Consider the following 20,311-nt stretch of genomic DNA (forward strand, 5'->3'; position numbering starts at 1 on the left):
GAACTTTAAGTTAATCTGAATGAAAATAATTACACTAATAATTACCCTAATAATTACACTAATAATTACAATAACAATCCCAATAATTCTAACAATATTTTATTTCAATTTACAATTTTAAATTAGGAACTTAATATCTCTTGCTTTTAAGAAGAACAGGTATATAATCATCCATATTTTCCAAAACTTTACCAGTTCCACGAGCAACAGCAGTTAAAGGTTCGTCAGCTATAAAAACTGGTAAAGAAGTTTCTCTTTTTAGTCTTTCATCAAGTCCTCGTAAAAGAGCCCCACCACCAGTTAGCATTATTCCCCTATCTAAAATATCTGAAGAAAGTTCAGGTGGAGTTTTTTCCAAAGCTACTTTAACAGCATCAACAATAGCCATAATTGGATCAGACAAAGCTTCACGAATTTCGGCACTTGTTATATGAACTATTCTTGGAATTCCTGCAACTAAATCTCTTCCTTTAACTTCAACTTCAATTTCTTCTTCAAGGGGCATAGCAGTTCCAACTTGACATTTAATATTTTCTGCGGTTCTCTCACCAATTAGAATATTATGGTTTCTTTTAAAGAACTGAACAATTGAAGCAGTCATCTCATCACCAGCAATTCTAATTGAAGAATCAGTAACAATACCTCCAAGAGCTATAACAGCAATTTCAGTAGTACCACCACCTATATCTACAATCATATTCCCAATTGGTGCTTTTACATCCAAACCAATTCCAATGGCTGCAGCCATAGGTTCTGCAATCAAGTACACCTCTTTTCCACCAGCATGTTCGGCGCTATCCCTAACAGCTCGTTTTTCAACCTCAGTAATTCCAGATGGCACACAAACAACAATTCTTCTTGATGGTTGCCAATTTGTTGTAACTTTTTTAATAAATAACCTTAACATTCCTTCAGCAATTTCAAAGTCAGCTATAACACCATCTTTTAATGGTCTTATAGTTTCAATTCCCTTATGTGTCCTCCCAATCATGGCTTGGGCTTCTTTACCTACAGTAACAATTTTTTTTGAAGAACGATCATAAGCAACAACTGAAGGTTCATCAAGAACTATTCCCTTCCCTTTAGCCCAAATAAGAGTATTGGCAGTTCCAAGGTCAATTGCTATATCGTTTGAGAAAAAATTAAACACTTACTTTTCTTATAATTAGATTGTTGAACAAAAATGTTCTAATAATATCTTTCAATTATCTATAATCTGCAAACTACAAACAAACATTCGTTTATAATAATATTAAAATAATATTTTTGTAACTTAATATTTTATTTTAAAAAATTAGATATAAATTGACAATTTGTAATTCAATTTTTCTGATTTTATAAATTGATTCAATAAAAAAACTCTTAAAAAATATTTTAAGAGTTAAATTTCAACGAATCAGTTCTTATACTATTGATTAATTAATTGTAAGTTTTAAAAATTTTCTTTTTCCAATTTTAAGAATACTTTCTTTTATTCCATCAAACATAAAATTGATATCATTTATTTTTTCACCATTTAAAGTAACTCCTCCACCTTGAATTAATCTTCTTGCTTCACCTTTACTTGCAGATAATTTAGCATCAACTATTAAGTCTAAAATTAGGATAGGATTCTTAACAATAAAACTTTCAATATCTTCTGGTACTTCTTTTTTTATGAAGATTTTATCAAACTCTTCTTGAGCATTCATAGCTTCTTCAGCACTATAATATCGAGCAGTTATACCTCTAGCTAATTCTCTTTTCGATTCTCTTGGATGAAGTTCCCCAGATTTTAATTTGTCTTGAATTTCTTTTAAATCTATATCGTTTTTAAAAAGTGCTAATTTATAAAAAGTGTACATAGCAGAATCTGGAATTGATAAAGTTTTACCGAACATATCCTGAGGAGTATCAGTAAAAGCTATATAATTGCCTAAAGACTTTGACATTTTTTCCACTCCATCAATCCCTACTAACAGTGGAAATGTCATAATAACTTGAGGTGCCATACCATTTGCTCTTTGTAATTCCCTACCAACTAAAAGATTAAATTTTTGATCTGTTCCACCAAGCTCAACATCAGATTCAATTGCAACTGAATCTTTACCTTGAGCTAAAGGATATAAAAACTCATGAAGAGAAATTGGTGTTTCACCTTCAAATCTCTTATGAAAATCATCTCGCTCAAGCATTTGAGAAACAGTATAATTTGAAGATAATTTAATTACATCTGTAAAACTCATTTTATCTAACCATTCAGAATTATACCTAATCTCTATATTATCTTTTGATAAAACTCTTCCAGCTTGTTCAAAATAACTTTGTCCATTTTCCCTAGTATCTTCTAATGTTAATGGAGGTCTTGTTTTAGATCTACCTGAAGGGTCACCAATCATAGCAGTAAAGTCACCAATTATTAATATCGCCTTATGACCTAAATCTTGAAAATCCCTTAGCTTTTGTAATACCACTGCATGACCAATATGTAAGTCTGGTCTTGATGGATCTGCTCCTAGTTTAATTCTTAATTGAGTTTTTGTCTCTATGGATTTCTCTATTTTTTTTACTAGTTCTTCAACAGGAATTATTTCATCAGCACCACGACTAATCAAATCAAGCTGTTCATTTAATGATGGGAAAGTATTATTCAAATTGTTTATATAAAAAATGATTATATAGAATTAAAAAATGATTTCTGAAGGAAATTCAGGAATCATTTATTAATTTATTAAAGTTGGTATATTAACTTAGAAACTAAAAATTTAAACTTAGATAAATTAAACTAATAATAAATCCCAATATAAATTTCATTTTAAATGAATTAATATTTAATTAAATTTAACACTCTACTTAATGTAGACCGAAGTTCTTTTCTATGAACTATAATATCAACAAAACCGTGGAATTGTTGGAATTCTGATCTTTGAAATCCTGGAGGAAGTTTTTTCTTTGTCATTTGTTCAATAACTCTAGGTCCTGCAAATCCAACTAGTGCGCCTGGTTCTGCAATTGTAATATCTCCTAACATAGCGAATGATGCAGTTACCCCCCCAGTAGTTGGATCTGTTAAAATTACAATGTATGGTAAGCCCTCTTCAGAAAGTAAAGTTAAATGAGAAGAAGTTTTAGCCATTTGCATAAGTGAGAAAGTTCCTTCTTGCATACGAGCACCACCAGAAGCGGGGATGGCAACAAATGGAATTTTTTCTTTTCTTGCAACATCAATTGCTCTACAAAATTTTTCACCAACAACTGAACCCATTGAGCCCCCAATAAAACTAAAATCCATGGCAGCAATTGAAATTTTCTTGCCATCAACAAAGCCAGTTCCAATTGTAATAGCTTCTTTCAAACCAGTTTTCTGTACTGCTTGTTCGTATCTTTTAACATAAGATATTTCGTCACTAAAATTTAGTGGATCACCAGGTGTAACATCTTTATCTGATTCAATAAAACTCTCATTATCAAAGAGTAAATTCAAATAATCATTTGCTTTAATACGGAAATGTTTGTTACATTGAGAGCAAGTTGAAAGGTGTTCTTCTAATTCACCTTTGTAAATAATATGATCACAACCAGAGCATTTCATCCACAAACCATCAGGCATCTCACGACTGTTTTGCTCTTCTATGTTTTTTCTTGAACGATGGAACCAAGCCACTTTTTTATTTTTAGTTTAAATTTAACAATTAATTTTACAAACAATTACTATTTATTAACTAATACATTTTCATATTTACATAAATAACTAATCTTCCTATTAAAATTAATTAAAGACCTTATTAATATGCTAGAAATATGAATTAATTAATATTCTATGATAAAAAATTATTTACAATCTATATTATTTTTAGACTTTTATAAATTCTTACATGCAAGTTATGAAATTGAGATTGATTAAGAATTACACTTTTCTTTTTGCTTAAGTAAGAATAATGCATTAAATTTGCATCCCTTCAATTAGAATTCTCATCTTTACATTACAAATAAACAAACAATAGTGAAAGAACTCAATACTGTTGCGCCTTTAAAAACAAAGTGCAATACTAAATATATTTTTATTACCGGTGGGGTTGTCTCATCTTTAGGCAAAGGAATAACTTCTGCTTCATTGGGAGTTTTGCTTAAATCTAGAGGTTTAAAGGTTACCATACAAAAATTTGATCCATACATAAATGTTGATCCAGGAACAATGTCACCTTACCAACATGGTGAAGTTTATGTTACTGAAGATGGGGCAGAAACTGATTTGGACTTAGGTCATTATGAGAGATTTTTAAATCAATCAATGACTAAATCAAATAATACAACAACTGGTCAGGTATATTTTGAAGTTATCACTAAAGAACGTCGAGGTGATTATCTAGGTAAAACTGTCCAAGTTATTCCACATATTACTGGTGAGATTGTTCGACGTATGAAATTACTTGGAGATACTGGAGATTATGATGTAATTATTATTGAAGTTGGCGGAACGGTGGGTGATATTGAATCATTACCTTATATGGAATCTGCTCGTCAACTTACTCATAAGTTGGGTCGTGGAAATGCATTACATGTACATTTAACATATATACCTTATATAAAAGCTGCTGGTGAGTTGAAAACCAAACCTACTCAACATTCAGTTAAGTTATTATTAGAGCTTGGGATTCAGCCTGATATTTTAGTATGTAGAAGTGAACAAAAAATTTCTCGTGAAATGAAAGAAAAAATTTCATTATTCTGCAATGTTGATACAACAGCTGTTATTGAAGCTCGAGATGCATCTACTATTTATGAAGTACCTCAAATATATGCTAACCAACATTTTGATGATATTGTATTACATAAACTAAATTTAACTACTCATGATAGAGATTTAAGAGATTGGATTAAGTTAACACATAGAATTAAGAAACCTTCTTTAGGAGTTGTTAAAATTGGAATGTGCGGGAAATATACTCAATACCAAGATGCATATAAATCTATTATTGAGGCTTTTGTTCATGCTGGTGCTGCGAATAATGTAAAAGTTGAGTTAAAATGGATTGATAGTGAAGAGTTGTTATCTTACTCAGATGTAAAACGTGAATTGAAAGATATTAATGGACTTCTAGTTGCTCCTGGATTTGGTTCTAGAGGAGTTGAGGGAAAGATTATGGCAATTCAATATGTAAGGGAAAATAAAATTCCATTCTTTGGAATCTGCTTGGGTATGCAATGTGCAGTTATTGAATTTGCTAGAAATGTTTGTATTATAAAAGATGCTAATTCTGCTGAATTTGTAAAAACTCAGAATCCAGTTATTGATTTTATGCCAGATCAAAAAGCAATTAAAGAAAAAGGTGGAACTATGAGGTTAGGCAGCTTTCCATGCATATTAAAAAAAGGGACTAGATCTCTTAACTCTTACAAAGAACAGTTCATAACAGAAAGACATCGCCATAGATACGAGGTAAATAATGATTTCAGAGAGATTTTAGAAAATAACGATTTAGTTCTAAGTGGCGTCTCTCCAGATGGTAAGCTAGTTGAAATGATTGAGATTGAAGACCATCCTTTTTTTATTGGTTGTCAATTTCATCCAGAACTCAAATCAAGGCTACTATCTCCTCACCCATTGTTCAAGTCTTTTGTTAAAGCATCAATGGATAACAGGGTAAAAAAAATACCATTATCAGTTAGTAAAATTAAAAATATTGTAATTAAAGAAAAACTAAAAAAATCTAAATAATTTTTTAAACAGATTTCAAAAATAATGCACATAACTAAAATAGTTATGTGCTATTTTTCTATCTATTATTTGTATTATATTTTAAATCTTAATTTACTAATTATTTGACTTTTAAAAGTTTAAATGCATGGTTCCAATTATTTGATTTAAATCCTGGAATACACCAAAGTATACAAAGACTTTCAATTGGACCCGCTGCTTGTGATGTACCCATATCTTCAGCATCCCAGCCAAATTGATCTAATATTGATGTAACTTCTTTCTTTGCAATATCATTGTCTCCACAAATAAACATTGTTGGTTTATCCCCTCCAAATTCTGGATTTACCATTAATGCACTACCAACAGAATTAAATGCTTTTACAAAATTTGCTTCAGGATATTTCTCTTGAATATTCCCCATTAATGATCCATTTTTTGGAGTAAAAAAATTTAGAACTCCATCTTTTGGTGGGAATTCAGTTTCATCGATTGGGTTAGTTGTATCAATAATAGTTTTACCTTTTATGTTGCTAATACCCATAATATTAATTGCTTCTTCATTAGCTGAACCTTTTGTTGCAAGCACTATTATGTTACCATGTTTAGCGGCTTCTTCCATACTTCCAGTTTTACCACTATTTTGGTTTTTCCATTCTTCAAGTTTACTAATATCTCTTGAACCTAACATAACATCATAACCATGTTTAATAAAGCCAGTACCTAAAGTTTTTGCCACAACTCCCGATCCTATAATCCCAATTTTTTTCATTTTATTGTGAAGTATAAATTATTGTTTTACATAATAGTAAGACGATTTCTAATTCTAGATATTGTCAAATTTATAAAATCACAAACTCAAAATTTTAACTTAATTATTCAATAAATTCTTCGAATTCATAATGTATAACAAACATATTTCCATATTTTTGCCCCTTGCAAAAATTATAAAAAGATTAATGTAACGCTTATATATTCTAAGTGTTTCAACTCATTTATAAGATATTGATATTTTTTATTATTAAATCGTTTACATTAAATGTTACATACTGAGCTAATTCTAATTCTCGATTTCGGATCTCAATATACTCAATTAATAGCACGTAAAGTACGTGAATGCTGTGTTTACGCTGAAATTCATCCGTACAATATCACCATTGATAAAATTAAATCACTTAAACCGATTGGTATTATTTTTTCTGGAGGACCATCTTCTGTGTATGAAGAAAATGCTCCTCATAGCTCAAATCAGATTTTTGATTTAGGTATTCCTATTTTAGGAATTTGTTATGGATTGCAATTGATAGCTTATCAAAATGAGGGAGAAGTCAACAGATCCTACAAACGTGAATTTGGTCGTGCAGAATTAATTATTGATGACTATGAATGTAAATTATTTAAAGGTCTTCAAAATAACAATACTGTTTGGATGAGTCATGGTGATTCATTAACCAAAATTCCATCAGGATTTACTATAGCTGCTCATTCTGATAACGCACCTATTTGCGTAATTACAAATGCTAAAAAAAATATTTATGGAGTTCAATTTCATCCTGAAGTTCACCATACTCCTAATGGAAAAATGATTTTATACAATTTTGTATTTGAGATTTGTAAAGCAGTTGGAGGATGGAGTGCTAGTGCTTTTATTGAATCTACTATTAAAGATATTCAAGAAAAAGTTGGTGATGGTATGGTTATCTGTGGGCTCTCAGGTGGCGTTGATTCAAGTGTTGCAGCAGTTTTGTTACACAAAGCAATTGGTGACCAATTACTTTGCATTCATATTGATAATGGTGTAATGAGAGAGAACGAATCTAAAAATGTATTAAAATTATTTAAAGATAAATTACACATTCCACTTGAATTTGTTGATGCAAGTAATTTATTTTTATCTAGGCTAGAAGGTATTACAGATCCAGAGAAAAAAAGAAAAATTATAGGAGGAACATTTATTGATGTATTTGAAATAGAAGCTAAAAAATTCTCAAATGCACAGTGGTTAGCTCAAGGAACACTTTATCCAGATGTTATAGAATCAGTTTCTTTTAAGGGTCCTTCTGTAACAATTAAATCTCATCATAATGTTGGAGGATTACCAGAAAGAATGAATTTAAAACTGTTAGAGCCATTTAGAGAATTGTTTAAAGATGAGGTTAGAGCTGTTGGAAGAGAACTTGGTTTGCCAAATGAATTCATTGATAGGCATCCTTTCCCAGGTCCTGGATTGGCTGTAAGAGTACTAGGTGAAGTAACATATGAACGTTGTGAAATTTTAAGAAAAGCTGATGAGATTTTCATTGATGAGTTACATACTTCAAATCAATATTCTGAAATATGGCAAGCTTTCGTTGTTTTGCTTCCAGTTTCAAGTGTTGGTGTTATGGGTGATGAAAGAACTTATGATAATGTTTGTGCAATACGTGCAGTTACAAGTACTGATGGTATGACAGCCGATTGGGCAAGAATACCTTATGATATTCTTGCAAGAGTATCTAATAGAATTATAAATGAAGTTAGAGGGATAAATAGAGTTGTTTATGATATTTCATCTAAACCTCCTGCAACTATTGAATGGGAGTAAATTGTATTTAATATTATTTTTCTTTAATCTAGTGGTATTAAATTTTCTTCAATTTCTATTTTACTTAGATTTTTTCTAATCTCTTCCCATTTAAATAAATAATAGCAGATAACTAAAATTAATACATAACTTAAGATTCCTAAGTAAAATGAATATTGAGGATTAATTTCTATTGCATTAAAAAAACTATTTGTTGGAATTGCAGAATTTTTATAGTTAATTATACTCAATGAGTAAATATTAGATGCTGCGTGCATACCTATTGCTAGTTCTATTCCATTGTCGAATATTGTTAACAAACCAAAGAATATACCTGTAGATATATAACTTAAATAAATGTAAATTGGATTAAATTTAAGTACTTCAGGATTTGCTGAATGTAACAATGCAAAAATTAAAGATTGCAAAATTATACTAGTCCAAACTGATTTTGTAGTTCTAAAAATTCCTTGCATTAAATAACCTCTACATAATAATTCTTCAGCTCCTGCTTGGATTGGAATTAATATCAAAAATGCAAAAAACATTATTACTCTAAAACTTGATAAACCTAAGAATTGATAGTCATCGGGATTAAATAAATAATTAATAATATCTGTCATTATATTAAATGAAAATAAAATTACAAACCCCCAAACAATTCTATTAATTCTTATTTTGTTTGATGTTGATATTATATTTTGCAAAGTGCTTTTATGAATATACTTAAACATCAACTTCAATCCAATTATCCCACCTAAAAAACTAAACACAATTCCAATTAATAAATTTAAACTTTCAATTAGTGGCTTATTTAAAGAAAAACTGCTTACTTCATAATAGTTCATAATGAAATAAAGCGGTAATGCCATTATTACTCCTGAAAATATTAAGTAAGTAATAGTACCTAATAAATACCAACCAGCCTTATTCTTTTGGTATTTTGAATTTGAAATAAAGTTCTCCAATATTGATTTATTGCAATTTTAAAATTTAAAAACGCTTAGCTAATCTTAAAATAAAATTTGGTTTACTATAAATATCTCCCCTAAAATGATATCCCATACTAATTCCTTCACGACCACCAAAACCAATACCAAATGAATATTTTATATCGTTAATGCTAGTAGGTAAACCAGAGAACAAGCTTGAACTAGAACCTGGATTACTTATAAAACAGAAATCATTTGTTAAGATTAAGTTTGTAACATTCCATAAACTAAAAAACATATCAGTTTGGATTAAACCTAATCTAGTTCCACTAAACTCATTTTGATTAAATCCATTTAAAGAACCTATTCCACCAACAGTAAAAGTTTTTTGATTAGGTACATCTCCAAAACCAATTCCGAACCTTCCATGCATTGCAAATGAAATTACGTTTTTAAACAATTCATTTTTATATACAATATCAGTAACAATTATTTTATATTTAATATTATCAGATGTGTTATTCAAATTTATATCATTTAACAATAATTCTATTTCACCTTCAACTCCAAAAATACCATTTAACCATGTGTTTTCACCGTTTGTTACTTCATCATAACCTACTCTGTAAATCAATGAGCTTAATTTTCCGTTATAAACTTCAGCAACTTCAGAAAAAGGAAATTTATCACCAAATATTGACCAATTAACATTCCTAATTAATGAAGAATACATATCATTTCTGTATTCAATTTTCATATTCAATTTTTTTGAAAATATTTTTCCTACTGCAATTGAAAAACCATTCCTATTATAGTAATCTCTAGCATCTCGACCCATAACCATGGCACTAAATATGTTTTCTGTTTGGCTCATTTTCCAAGCATCCTTTGTATCAGTCAGAATATGTCCCTCAATATTAACAATTGTTGGCTTTGTAAAGTCTCCGAATGATTTTGATAATCCTCCTTTAAATTGCCAATAATGAGAACCAAATCCATAACCAAAACCTACACTAATTCCAAAATCTTTTTTATACATAGAAAGCAAATCAAATGAGCCAATACCTATATAAAATCCATCAGCTTTATCATAACTAATAAATGGCAATTCTTCTTTAGTTTTGATTTGTTCAAAAATTGGTACAAAAGATTCAAATATTCCAGAATATCTTAATGCTTTAATACTATCAATTAATTTAGTATTTACTTTGAAATTTATTGTTGTATTAGAATCTATTTTAATTGGTTTATTTGATCTAATTGAATCAATTTTGTTAGAATCAATTTTATTAGAATCATTTTTTAGTGGTTCAAACAACTGAGGATTTGCCTTAATAAGGCTATCTGCTGTATTCTTAGCCGATTGAGCAGGACAAAACTTAATGCTTAATAAAATTACAAGAAAAAATATGTTGAAATACTTCATTATGATTTATTTGTTTCTTTTTAATTAGTTCAATAATCTTCTACAATAGAATTTCTCTTCGATTATTTTCTTAATAACCACCTTTTCAGAAAATAATTTTAATAATTTGTAATACTAATCAACTAATTTATTTCATTAACAAAGTGAGTTTAGCAACAGTTTCAATATGATAAGTCTGAGGGAACATATCTACAGGTTGAACATATTCAATTAAATACATATCCATTAGCAGTTCACAATCACGAGCTTGAGTTGTTGGGTTACAACTTATGTAAATTATTTTTTCTGGTGCAATTTTTTTTATCATATTGACTACATCTGTGTGCATACCTGCTCTGGGTGGATCAGTAAAAATAATATTTGGTTTTGGCAAATCAACCCTATTGATAAAGCTTCTGCAATCACTAGCAATAAACTTTGTATTAAAGTAATTATTTTTAATTGCACTCAAATCAGCATCCTTAATTGAGCCTTCGTTCTGCTCAACTCCTAATACAAATTTAGCTTTAGCAGCTATTGCTAAAGTTATTGTTCCAGCACCACAATATAGATCCCAAACAATATCTTCTGGTTGAATCTCCGCTGCTTCAATAGCTACTTTATAAAGTTGCTCTGCTTGTAGCGAATTTGTTTGAAAAAATGAAAATGGTGAAATATCAAACTCATTACCTGCAATTTTTTCAGTTATTATTCCATTTCCATAAAGGACTCTTGTTTCATTTGTAAATGCAATTTGTGCCTTTCCTCTATTAATACCTTGAACCAAGGTTGTAACTTCTGGAACATTTAGTTTTAACATATCTGAATACTCATAAATTAAATCATCTACTTCTTCACTAGTAACTATAATAACCATTGTCTCTTTTCTTGCAACAGAATGCCTAATACATAAATTTCTTAATATACCAGAATGTGAATGAGTATTATAAATTGAGGTGGAATTTTCTTTAAAGAACTTTTTACTGAAATTTAAAATTTTATTACTAACTTCCGATTGCAGGTAACAATTTAATACGTCAAGTACCCTATCATATCTACCTGGTGCATGTAATCCTAAAGCAAAATTTCTATCTAATATTTCTTCATCATTTGCTACTTCAATATCTGTTAACCATCTTTTATCTCCAAAGGAAAATTCCATTTTATTTCTATAAAAATACTCATTTTCACTTGACAAAGTTTCTTTCACAATAATATCTTTCAAATGACCGATTCTTTCAAATGAATCTATAACATGTTGTCGTTTCCATTCGATTTGAGAGCTATATGCAAAATTTTGCCATTTACATCCACCACAATCTCCAAAATGGGAACAAACAGGATCTACACGGTAAATTGATGGATTTATAATTTCAATAGCTTTTGCTTCTGCATAACTTTTTTTTACTTTTTTAAGAACAGCTTTTACCGTATCCCCTGGTACACATCCCGAAATAAATATCGTAAAACCATCTTCAGTTCTTCCAACACAAGAACCTTCAAAAGCAGCTTTGTTTGGAGTAATAACTATTTCATCTCCCTTTTTTGGTTTTGTATTTTTTTCTTCCATAATTTTATTAACTTTAATTTTTAATACATTTATTAAAAAAAAATCCCTGCAACTGTGTGCGTTGCAGGGATTATATTTCAATGATTAAATCTATTAATCAATTCTAAATCTTAGCATTGGTGAAACCATGAACATACTTCCAGTTTCCCAAGGTCTTTTATCTCCAAGAATTGTAGAAGAAAATTTACCTTCAATCAACAACCAATTTGGTATAACAGGAATAACACCACTAAAAGTTAAATTTCTGTTTGCAAGTTGAATTGAGGCACTAAATGGGAAACCTGACTGATTAAGATATTCAGTTTTAAAATAAAACCAATCTCCAAATTCTGTAGGATGAATCAAACCTGAATATACAACTGCATCAGCATATTCTGAACCACTTACTGGAATAGGTTTAGCTGGTAATGAACGAGTAATATGATAAACACCACGAGCAAAATCCTGATATGAAATTCCTAAACTCAATCTAACAAAATGCTCATAACCATCAATCCATTTTTCCCAAAATACATTACCTTGTACAATATTTTCTGCGAAATAACCAACTTGCCTTACAGTTGAACCAATTAATTGAGAAGACCTAGCATAATCAATACTTCCATCAATTGTTGAAGTGTCTTTCATTTTACCAGTTTCAATACCTAAAGCTAAACCAAAATCACCAGTTTCATAACTATTTTCAAATTTAGGAAAACGATACTCAAACTTAACAACTGGCTTAAGTCCATTATTTCCATTCAATAAACGAGCAGGTAAAAAGCTGGTGACTCCAGTTGGTTCTCCACCAGATTTGAACTTGTATGCTAATCCTAGAGATGCTTTAAAAACATCTGGAACACCTTTTGCTCTAAGTTCAGGATCGCTAAGAGGAACAATAGGGTAACTAATCATAGCTTTAGCTTCTCCACCAAACCAAAAAGGATAACCAATTTCATCACTTCCAATATAATGTTCTAATCTAAAACTAGAAGTACCAACCTGAACTACTTGCCTAGTTAGTGAAGCTGAAATAAACTGGCGAGCATTAACAGGATTCAAAACTGTTGGCATTCTTTCTTGATTTGTTTTTGTAGTAGGAATTTCAGGCTCTATGTCGCTTAGAGCATAACTTCTACTTAATAACTGTTGATATAAATCCTCACCAATAGTACCACGTATTTTTTGAGTTCCGGTAATAATAGCATTATTGTTTTCACCCATTCTGATTGTCAATAACTGTTGCTCTGCATTTGGTCTGGCAAATGTAGCAGAGACAGTAACAACATCAGTTTCGCGAACAGGAACTCCATCTAACTTGAATGCTTGAGCTATTTTTATTTTTAAATCTGCTTCAAGTACATTCCAACGAGGAAGTAATTTTTCGATATCAGGATCAAGACGGGTTAGGTCACTGATGTCCTCTTTTAATTCATCTTTTGTTGGTGTTTGAGCTAAAGCCTTATTCTGTATAGAAACTAAGGAGACAATAGCTATAATTACCAATGAGAAGATATTTTTAAGAACTAAATTTTTTGTTCTCATGTCTATAATATAAAAAGAGAGAGAGATTAATGTTACTAGTTAAAAACCTAAATTATTAAAATGATATTTCAAGCTCACACTAGGAGCAAAAATAGTTGAATTTTCCCATAAATGAGCTTCACGTGAAAGCACAGTTGCAAACTTTCCTTCAATTTTTAAATCTAATTGAGGGTTAACAATAAACTGAATCCAAGCATTAGAGAAAATTGATTCATCAAGATATTGAACAGAAACTCCCCATGGAATTTTTTTACCTCCTCTCATATATTCAATTTTACCAGATACTCCTCCTTTTGAAGTACTTTCAACTTTGTTCATTATGGTAGCATTTTTTGAAGCTCCTTTACTACTATCTGCGATTCTCTCATATGAATCTACACCATAGAATGAACCTCCAAATTTTAAACGGAAAACATGTGATCCTGATTCATCTGGAAAAAATCCGAATGAATAATATAACTGTCCAGCATATCTAATTAGATATCCTCTTTCAGACATTTTAAGCACTGAATCGTACGCTTTCCTGATTTGATCAGTATTAGAAGCACTAAAAGAGTAGGTTCCAAAAAAGTTAAACATACCTGAATTAGATATAAATGGAGTTGTAAAATCTCCACTCATTGCAAACCCAGTTCCACCTATAATTTTTTGTGGTGAGCCACCCAATCCACTTGTAGAAATTGAAGTATCACCAAAGCGAACCATTGGCAATACTAAACCTAATCTAATATTTTCGAGGATTGCACTTAAAGTAAATCTTCCACCCCAAATTGATGGGAAATTCATTTCATCTAAACCATTTTTTAGCTCAACACCCCATTGTAAATCTGGATTCTTTTTATCTTTTAAATCATAAGATCTTAAACCTAAAATCACATCAGTACCAACAGTAAATTCATAAGGATATTCTCCAGTACCAGGAACTTCTGCTCCAGCTAACTTATTTTTACTTACTCCAGAACCGCCAAATATTCCACCAGCATCACTAAATAAATCCTCCTCTTTCTTAACAGTGTCAGCCTCATCATCTTTCTTTTCTTTTCTTAGAGGTCTTCCTTCACTTACACTAATTAGTGCGTGAGGATATTCTTCTTCGTTAATTGAATTAGCTCTAACTTTTGTTCTAGGAGCAATCTGAACTTGAGCTAAATCTCTTAACAAAAACATTTGATTTGTTAAACTTGGGCTCCCTTCAGAAATACCAGATCTTAATTCATTATACATTCCAGTATCTGGTCCACCATTTGAATATAGATATTTGTACATATCCAATCCACCTTTAACATCCATAATACTAGCTTTATTAGAAACAGGGTCTATGTTAATACCCATAAAAGCAATTAATCTTGGATTAGATTTATTACGTGAACTAACGATATAGAATTCTTTTGGACGAGACTTACGTTTATTGATTACACCTTGAACTCTACCAATTAAATCTTGAAGTTCAGTTTCATCCATGTCTTCCTCATCACAGTTGCCATACTTATCGGCTAACATTTTCTTTTGTGCTTTTAAATCACGAGCACGGCTTACAACAGTGCGTAAACCATCAAACAAATCAGCCATTGCTTCGCCACAAAGTGCTCCACTTTTGCCTTTTTCATTTACATAATCTATGTCTGCTTTATCAACAGCATCCATACTTCTTATTAGACGACTTTTGTATTCGTCTTCTAATTTGTAAATCATGATATCTGCCCAAACTATATCATCTATAGAACGGATAAGATTTTTGATTCTACGGTCTAGTTTGACAAGTTCGCGCTCATCTCCTCCTTGTGCTTTTGCAGGCACATAGGATAAGGCAATGCCAACAAGCACTGCAAGTAAAGAGGCTAATTTCACATACCGAGATATTAAGTTTCTCATTGTTGGCTTTAGGAAATTATTTAAATTAATAATTATCTTTTAAAAAGAAAGAGAGAGAAAATTTCCCTTATCTATTTGTTATAAATCTATGCATTTAACAATTAAAATAAATTGAATTTGATTAATGCATAAATGTTTGTTATTCTAATATTACTTAATAGCTCTTACTGTTACAAAAGTAGTTCCTTGAGAGCTAACTCCACCACGTCCACGAATTGTAAATCCTATTTCAAATCTTTTACCTTGAAGTCCTGCAATATTTTTCTTAAATACTGCAATATCTGAAACAGTTCCACTTAATGTATAAATTCCACCATCACCTCCAACTAATCTGAATGTTAATCCGTAAGTTGAACATTCTGAACACCCAGCTTCTCCTTGAATTTCTGCTGGAACAGAATTATCTCCTAACCTTTGGCTTACAGTAATAGTTGTTACATCACTTGTAAGTTTTTTACTATTAATTACCCATTCAGCCTCAAATCCATCAGTCTGTTCTGGTGATGGGAAAACTATTTGGAAGTCCTTTGTAGGTTTAATAATAGATGAACCATTTTTATCATTTGTAAGTAAAGCTACCCATTTTGATTTATCAGCTACACCATTTGGTTTCCAATAAACTGTAGTTTTGACAGATTTAGTACTTTCTGTTACTTTCATATTTGCAGCTAATTCTGCTTCTTTAAATACAGTACCCTCTTGATTAAGTGCTTGTTCTCCATTTATTTCAACAACAGTTTGATAATGACTATTTGGAACATTACCACTCATCCATTCCGATGTTGGATTATACTTTCTACCAATAACAGCCCTATTACCTTTCCATCTATCTGGAGAATTTCTAAGAGTTGGTTTTTCAACCATAAGATATTTAGTAGCAGTTTGCGTTCCAGCTTTAGTAGAAGCAGTTGCAACAATAGGAGTAATACCTCCAGATTGTGGCTTATCAATAGTTGCATTATAAATCCCTGCACTCGCATCTAAAACTGTGAGAGTTGCACCTGATACATTTTTTGAGGAAGCATCCTTTGGACCTAACTTAACTTGAACTTCAAATGGTGCTGCATCATACCAGTAAGCTGTATCACGTGCCATTAATATCGCAGCAACTGGATCTTGTGGTTTTTGTATAGGAACTGGTGGTGGATTTTTAACCCTAATATTGAAAGATGTTGCACTTTGATTTTCTTCAAATTGATTTGCAGCATTAGGAGTTAAGAGCTTATCAATATATGAAATAACTGTTGCTCCACTTCCAGGAACACCTGCCTTATCACCTTGTTTTTCTATAAATCTTTTAGTTAATCTGAGTTGTTTAACAGCAAATTTAATATTCCCAACTCTAACAGTATCATTATCAGAAGGCTCTTGAGCCACTGTCATGATTTTATTTGTATTTGTATGGAACCTAAGTCTGTACCAACCTTGACCTTTAGTCGGTTTGAAGTTGACATTAAAAACTTTTATTCTTTTTCCTTTAGCCAACATATCTTGAGTTGCACTATCATTAATAGTAAAATAAGACTCAGGAGTTTCTGTTGGGATTGATGTTCCAGAAATTTGACGAGGTTGAGTATAACTTCCCACATCAGTCCCTAATTCCGAAAGTAAAATCTGTTGTCCCCCTTCAATATCAGTTGTGTCAGGACCTAAAGCACCTTCATCTAAATTTGGATTAGGAATTAATGATACGCTGTACTGCAATGATGAGATGTCATCTCCAGCTATTTCCTTACCATTAATAACCTGCTTTGCAGCAGGATCACCAACTGAAACGAAAATTTTATAATTTCTAGCCCATCCTTTTTGGTCTTTGGGTTCTAGAACTATTTCGTCCTTAGGTATGGTAGTGATACCAGTAGCACCATTACCAGTTTGAAGTTGCGAGAGAATAGTTTGAACAATCTCAATCGCTTCTTTTTGTTTACGACGCAAGCCTTCTTCCGCCTCGTCGCGTTCGATAAAGATAATAAGAAGTTCGAGAATTACGGCAAGATATAATACGAAATAAACCTTGCCTGCACCGCCTTTAGACATAAATTATACTACAAAAGTAGGAAATGGATAAATTTACTTTGGAATGCAAATACTTAGAGAAGAAAGCCGTTATACCCCACATACTAATAACATACATATAACCATTAGAATTAATTTCATTAGAAAAGGAGAAGCAAGATAAGTAAAATTTAATTTATTATTATTAAATTTTTTTTCAAAAAACTTTTTTTCCTCATTTAAAATATTCTATTATTTTATATAACATTAAAAAAAATTCTAGATCCAATTTATTTCAAAAATATATTCTGTTTATTTACTAAATTAAACCAATAATCAAATATAAAAAATTCATTTAAAAATGAATTATTGAAAGAATATTTATTTATTTCTTAATTATTTCTTAACATTTAAAAGTTTAAGTTAACCAAAGTTAAAAATTTTATACTATTTAACAAAGTAAATTTTTATTTATAAAATTATTTATTGGATTTATTTGTTGAATTTTATAGTTTAGTTTAACTAAATAAAATTATAATTATTAATCAAATTTAAATATTCAGAATATCAATTATAAATTTATTGTTTAAACCAATCAATATCAATTCCAACACCAAAAGAATTTGGAGCTCTTTTACTATTCCATATTTTATTGTTAGTTGGTTTTTCTGAATAGAATTTATCGCTGCTTTTTTTATCCCAATTATATTCATCGTCACCACCACTATCAATGAACAAACCAAAGGATTTCACATCATCACGCCAACCATTTTGAACTTCGTATTTTGTTGATGTACCTAAAGGTGGAGTATCAACCCAACCAAGTTGTTCACCAACAACCTCATAATTTAAATTGTATTCATCATTACCGCTTCTATCCCAAAATAAACCAATGCTGCATAAATCTGCGGAACCACCACAAACTGGTTTTAGGTAATATTTATCATTGCCATCTGCATCTATAGAAATACCAATTGAACCATCCCTAGCATGACCACAGTATTGATTTACAGCTTCTTTATATCCAATTGCATATTTGTCATTGCCTTTCAAATCTATCTTACAACCAATACCATAATGTGCTGCAGAACCGATTGAGTATTTTCCACTTCTGTAAGTATCATTCCCTTCCCTATCTTCAAGAATACCAATAGCCCACCAATAGCCACAACCTTGACTCCAGACTGGAGCACTATAATAATCATTCCCTTTTCCATCAACTAAAATTCCCCAACCACCAGCTAAGCTGTGTCCATCTCCAAAATCTGCACGTCTTCCATAACCACACCCTTGAGCCATTGAAACTGACTGACCTAAGTAAAGTGCTGAAATATTTCCGCTATCTCTAGCAATATATTTATCATCACCTTCAACATCAATAAGGCAACCAACACCTAAGGTTGAACCTAACCCTTGAGATTGTTGAGAACAAGTGTAGATATCATTTCCAGAGATATCACACAATATAGCTGCTCCAATATGAGCTGCACCTTCACCCCAAAGTGAATCAACTGTATAATTATCATCACCAGAAAAATCAAATAATGTCCCAACTCCAAACCAAGATGAGCCCAACCCTGACTCTTTTATATGGTAAATATCGTTACCTTTCAAATCTATTACAGCACCTATTCCAAACAATCCACAACCAAAAGAACAAGGTTTATCTGTTGAATTATATGTATCATTCCCATCAAAATCAATAATCAAACTTGTAGGTTTTGTAATTCCAGCTGAAACACCTAATCTCCCAGAATATTTATCATTTCCACCAATATCAATAATTGCAATACTCTCTTCATCATCAATTAAATCGTTATTCCCACCATAAATTACAATATTACCTTCTGGGGTTGGTATATCAACTTTCTCCATTTTTGGCTGACCTTTCAAAAATTGTTTAGACTCTTTAAATTCATTTATTGCATATTGAATTTGATTATAGAAATATGTTGAAGCAAACATTAAATACTTTCTATCGGTTTTACGAATTAAATCAAATACACGTGAATCGGTAACTGCTGACTGACCAAGATGTTCTTCCCCCCATGGTGCTGAAGCAAATAAATAATAATAATCAATTGGATTTCCTCGTGGCGCATCAAGTGATAATTGTTCAAGAGGAATTGCTTTTAATAACCATTTATTAGTTTCAACTATACAAGTAGAAATTCTAATCAAAAGAATTTTAAGGTTATCTGGTAACAATAAAAATTCAATTTTTGCTGATAATAATTTTGATTTATCACGTTGCCCCTCGGCAATATATTTGTTAAATGCCTCTTCTGGAGAATTGCAAGTACGATTCTTTTCATCTTTTGCAAACCATAGTGAATCTATTTGAACAGCCATACCACGTCCAGATGAAACATCAGTTAAACTCAATGCTCTTTGAACAATAGCTGACATACTTTTACAGCTATCTAAAAGTAAAGTTGTTATTCCACCACTACTCCGAGGTATATTTCTTGCATTTCTAAAAGCTCTCCAAATTGATGGGAGTACAAATTCATCAGGAGAAAAATTCATCATTTCATCGTATGAATAACCTAATTGTTTTCCGTTTATCTCAAATCTTTTAATTGCTTCATCCCATAATGTATCTGGAATAGAAAGGCTATTTCTATCTTTTAAAAATTCATGTTGTTGAGATAAAGAATTTTTAAATGATATTATTGAAACAAATAAAATGATAATTAGACCTTTCATAAAAAATTTTCAATTTAATAATTATTTATACAAACTTACATCTTTAAATAATATTTATTATTTA

The 20,311-nt window shown here is 30.8% G+C and carries 13 protein-coding genes; 2 read left to right on the forward strand and 11 right to left on the reverse strand.

The genetic code is table 11. The features are described 5' to 3' along the window. Positions 1–130: 130 nt before the first annotated feature. The 3 genes from IPP08_10755 to IPP08_10765 all read right to left on the reverse strand — a co-directional run bounded on the left by IPP08_10755 (position 131) and on the right by IPP08_10765 (position 3,643). Positions 131–1,150, reverse strand: a complete 1,020-nt coding sequence (locus IPP08_10755; GenBank protein ID QQS66235.1) for a rod shape-determining protein — start codon at positions 1,148–1,150, stop codon at positions 131–133. Between the two features lie 265 nt (positions 1,151–1,415). Further along, entirely contained in the window at positions 1,416–2,633 is a 1,218-nt protein-coding gene (locus IPP08_10760) for a tyrosine--tRNA ligase (protein ID QQS66236.1), read from the reverse strand. A 170-nt stretch (positions 2,634–2,803) separates the two neighbouring features. After that, the gene (locus IPP08_10765) at positions 2,804–3,643 is read right to left on the reverse strand and encodes an acetyl-CoA carboxylase carboxyltransferase subunit beta (protein QQS66237.1); all 840 of its coding nucleotides are present in this window, start codon (positions 3,641–3,643) and stop codon (positions 2,804–2,806) included. Positions 3,644–3,982: 339 nt separating this feature from the next. Here IPP08_10765 and IPP08_10770 point away from each other — a divergent pair, with 339 nt between their 5' ends. Further along, on the forward strand, positions 3,983–5,698 hold the full coding sequence (locus IPP08_10770; protein ID QQS66238.1) for a CTP synthase: 1,716 nt from the start codon (positions 3,983–3,985) through the stop codon (positions 5,696–5,698). 100 nt (positions 5,699–5,798) lie between these two features. On the opposite strand, the gene IPP08_10775 is transcribed toward IPP08_10770, so the two are convergent. Then, positions 5,799–6,449, reverse strand: a complete 651-nt coding sequence (locus IPP08_10775; GenBank protein ID QQS66239.1) for an NAD(P)-binding domain-containing protein — start codon at positions 6,447–6,449, stop codon at positions 5,799–5,801. A 267-nt stretch (positions 6,450–6,716) separates the two neighbouring features. Here IPP08_10775 and guaA point away from each other — a divergent pair, with 267 nt between their 5' ends. Then, positions 6,717–8,261 (forward strand): glutamine-hydrolyzing GMP synthase, encoded by a 1,545-nt coding sequence (guaA, locus tag IPP08_10780; protein QQS66240.1) that lies wholly within the window; start codon positions 6,717–6,719, stop codon positions 8,259–8,261. Positions 8,262–8,284: 23 nt separating this feature from the next. On the opposite strand, the gene IPP08_10785 is transcribed toward guaA, so the two are convergent. From IPP08_10785 to IPP08_10815, 7 genes are all read right to left on the reverse strand, one after another. After that, positions 8,285–9,208 carry a CPBP family intramembrane metalloprotease gene (locus IPP08_10785; GenBank protein ID QQS66241.1) on the reverse strand — a complete coding sequence of 308 codons (924 nt, stop codon included), beginning with the start codon at positions 9,206–9,208 and terminating at the stop codon, positions 8,285–8,287. Positions 9,209–9,233: 25 nt separating this feature from the next. Next, positions 9,234–10,598, reverse strand: a complete 1,365-nt coding sequence (locus IPP08_10790; GenBank protein ID QQS66242.1) for a hypothetical protein — start codon at positions 10,596–10,598, stop codon at positions 9,234–9,236. A 127-nt stretch (positions 10,599–10,725) separates the two neighbouring features. After that, positions 10,726–12,147, reverse strand: coding sequence for a 23S rRNA (uracil(1939)-C(5))-methyltransferase RlmD (gene rlmD / locus IPP08_10795; protein QQS66243.1), 1,422 nt, complete (start codon positions 12,145–12,147; stop codon positions 10,726–10,728). 93 nt (positions 12,148–12,240) lie between these two features. Further along, a complete protein-coding gene (locus IPP08_10800) occupies positions 12,241–13,671 on the reverse strand; it encodes a hypothetical protein (protein ID QQS66244.1) in 1,431 nt (476 codons plus the stop codon). A 39-nt stretch (positions 13,672–13,710) separates the two neighbouring features. Beyond that, a complete protein-coding gene (locus tag IPP08_10805) occupies positions 13,711–15,543 on the reverse strand; it encodes a hypothetical protein (protein QQS66245.1) in 1,833 nt (610 codons plus the stop codon). A gap of 150 nt (positions 15,544–15,693) precedes the next feature. Further along, positions 15,694–17,580, reverse strand: a complete 1,887-nt coding sequence (locus tag IPP08_10810; GenBank protein QQS66246.1) for a hypothetical protein — start codon at positions 17,578–17,580, stop codon at positions 15,694–15,696. A 537-nt stretch (positions 17,581–18,117) separates the two neighbouring features. Continuing rightward, the gene (locus tag IPP08_10815) at positions 18,118–20,247 is read right to left on the reverse strand and encodes a hypothetical protein (GenBank protein QQS66247.1); all 2,130 of its coding nucleotides are present in this window, start codon (positions 20,245–20,247) and stop codon (positions 18,118–18,120) included. Positions 20,248–20,311: the final 64 nt, after the last annotated feature.

Source organism: Chlorobiota bacterium (genome assembly GCA_016700335.1).
Lineage (GTDB): Bacteria > Bacteroidota > Ignavibacteria > OLB7 > OLB7.

Excerpts from the sequence above, each read along its gene's own strand:
- IPP08_10775 (QQS66239.1), bottom strand. The coding sequence starts at position 6,449 with ATGAAAAAAATTGGGATTATAGGATCGGGAGTTGTGGCAAAAACTTTA.
- guaA (QQS66240.1), top strand. The coding sequence starts at position 6,717 with ATGTTACATACTGAGCTAATTCTAATTCTCGATTTCGGATCTCAATAT.
- IPP08_10790 (QQS66242.1), bottom strand. The coding sequence starts at position 10,598 with ATGAAGTATTTCAACATATTTTTTCTTGTAATTTTATTAAGCATTAAG.
- rlmD (QQS66243.1), bottom strand. The coding sequence starts at position 12,147 with ATGGAAGAAAAAAATACAAAACCAAAAAAGGGAGATGAAATAGTTATT.
- IPP08_10800 (QQS66244.1), bottom strand. The coding sequence starts at position 13,671 with ATGAGAACAAAAAATTTAGTTCTTAAAAATATCTTCTCATTGGTAATT.
- IPP08_10805 (QQS66245.1), bottom strand. The coding sequence starts at position 15,543 with ATGAGAAACTTAATATCTCGGTATGTGAAATTAGCCTCTTTACTTGCA.
- IPP08_10810 (QQS66246.1), bottom strand. The coding sequence starts at position 17,580 with ATGTCTAAAGGCGGTGCAGGCAAGGTTTATTTCGTATTATATCTTGCC.
- IPP08_10815 (QQS66247.1), bottom strand. The coding sequence starts at position 20,247 with ATGAAAGGTCTAATTATCATTTTATTTGTTTCAATAATATCATTTAAA.